At 39.4% G+C, this 1,884-nt stretch carries 4 protein-coding genes; all 4 read left to right on the forward strand.

Going from position 1 to position 1,884, the window contains the following annotated elements; all coding sequences use genetic code 11:
* Window positions 1-457 (forward strand): tetratricopeptide repeat protein (locus tag L4C33_RS21960; protein ID WP_428814505.1); only part of this gene is annotated, 457 nt, incomplete at its 5' end.
* Window positions 458-467: 10 nt separating this feature from the next.
* On the forward strand, window positions 468-1,004 hold the full coding sequence (locus L4C33_RS21965) for a TadE family protein (RefSeq protein WP_428814506.1): 537 nt from the start codon (window positions 468-470) through the stop codon (window positions 1,002-1,004).
* Entirely contained in the window at window positions 985-1,524 is a 540-nt protein-coding gene (gene tadF, locus L4C33_RS21970) for a tight adherence pilus pseudopilin TadF (protein ID WP_428814507.1), read from the forward strand. Before L4C33_RS21965 ends, tadF begins: the two co-directional genes overlap by 20 nt.
* A gap of 1 nt (window position 1,525) precedes the next feature.
* Window positions 1,526-1,884 (forward strand): TadE/TadG family type IV pilus assembly protein (locus L4C33_RS21975; protein ID WP_428814508.1); only part of this gene is annotated, 359 nt, incomplete at its 3' end.

A 1,884-nucleotide genomic window follows, 5' to 3' on the forward strand; every position in this document is an offset into this window, starting at 1 on the left:
GGCAATGGTTGTCGAGTGTAATGCGCTTTTTGAACTTGGTCGGGTTGAAGAAACTGAAGTATGCCTTTTGAAAGCTAGTGAGCTAGATAAAGACAACCCAGAAATAGAAAATCAACTAGGTATAGTTTATGCGCACCTAGGTAATATTGATCAAGCTAAGCATTATTTTCAGCTCTCAAGAGAGCATTTTGTTGATGATGTAAAAATTAAGAATAACTTAGCGATGATTTCCATGCTCGAAGGCAACTTTGAACAGGCTGCTGCCTTGCTCTTGCCAATTTATACTAAAGGGGCAAGTAATGAAAAAGTCGAGACTAATCTGGTTTTCTCTTTAGTGAAAATAGAACAAATAGACTCGGCTAAAAAAATATTATCAAGGCGGTATTCTGATTCGGAGCTTTCTCAAATAATAGATGATATTAAAAAGAGTAAGTCGGTAGCTTCACCAACAATATAGATACTTTATTATGCGAAAAGTGAACAAATTAAAAAAACAATCAGGTATCGCATCCATTGAATTTGCTTTGTCATTTATGGCGTTTTGGCTGATGTGCATTACATGGGCTGAGATGGGGTATATGTCTTATGTTTCCTCTGTAAGCGACTATGCAATCTCAGAATCTGTAAGAGACGCCAAAGTCGTTATTCAGGACTCTCAATCCAGGGGAAACAAGCAAGCAACTGATTTTATGCAGTCATTTAAGCAGTCTATCCAAGCACAGGGTTCACTTTGGGGAGAGATGATTGATCCGAATAAATTTAGGCTCACGATTCAATATTTAAAAGATGTGGATTCGTTATCTTCTTATGGAGGAGAGTGCGAAATTGAAGACGACAGTTTATATGAATTGGAATGTGGAGATTCGGTGCATAGCGTAATGGCGGTATATCGAATTGATTATGACTTTAAACCTATGTTGTCGTTCTTAATTGATACTGAAACTTTATTTTCACGTGAAGTAATCGTAATTCAGGAGTACGAACGTGATCAATTTAAAATCTAAACAATCAGGCACATTCTCTGTTGAGTTTGCATTGCTAGGCGTTGTCTTTGCGACCCTTTTGATCATGACTGGCGATATTATTATTAAGTTATCGATTCAGGGGAAGCTCGACCGATTGTCTTATTCTCTTGTGAACGTATTGAAGGAACGGACTCAACTATACGGTAAGGATAATAATACTCTCACTGCGGATGATGCTAGAGCACTTTATATTGTTGCTCAAAACTCATTGGAACGTACTACTGGAGATTTTAGTCAAAGTAACTTTTCTGGCAGTTTTGAAATGCTGACATTTGACTTAAATGGTCGCCAAGATACAACCACAATTAATGAAGGTGGAGGCTGTGAGTTGACCGACACAATACAAGACCTACAAGCGCTATCAATGATGACGTCGTGGGGAAGAAGAGCCACGTTATATCGTGTGACCTTGTGTTATGAGACAGACAACTGGGCTGGAGAGTTACTGGAAACAGATTTCACTACCGTTCAATCATCTTCTGTCATGATGGGAAGGTAGTATGCTTCATTCATTAAAGAAACAAAAAGGTCATGCCGCGATATTATTTGCTTTGCTCATTCCAGGATTTTACGGTTTGTTTGCATTAGGTATCGATGGTGCAAGAGCGATACAAAATCGCGCGCGTCTTGGAGATGCAGCTGAAGTCGCTGCACTAGCACTCTCTGCGCAAAATAGTACAAGCTCACAACAAAATACTGCACTGGCTCGCTTATATGTTGACGCATATATAAGTGATAAGGAAGCGAACGTACCTATGACTATCGTAAGGACGGAGTGTCAGCTTACGGATCAAACCCAATGTGAGGGAGGTGCTAGGTACAGTCAGTATGATATTTCTATTACTACGATGCATGAGGC

It is taken from the genome of Vibrio makurazakiensis (genome assembly GCF_050337375.1).
Taxonomy (GTDB): Bacteria; Pseudomonadota; Gammaproteobacteria; order Enterobacterales; family Vibrionaceae; genus Vibrio; species Vibrio makurazakiensis.

Excerpts from the sequence above, each read along its gene's own strand:
- L4C33_RS21965 (WP_428814506.1), top strand. The coding sequence starts at position 468 with ATGCGAAAAGTGAACAAATTAAAAAAACAATCAGGTATCGCATCCATT.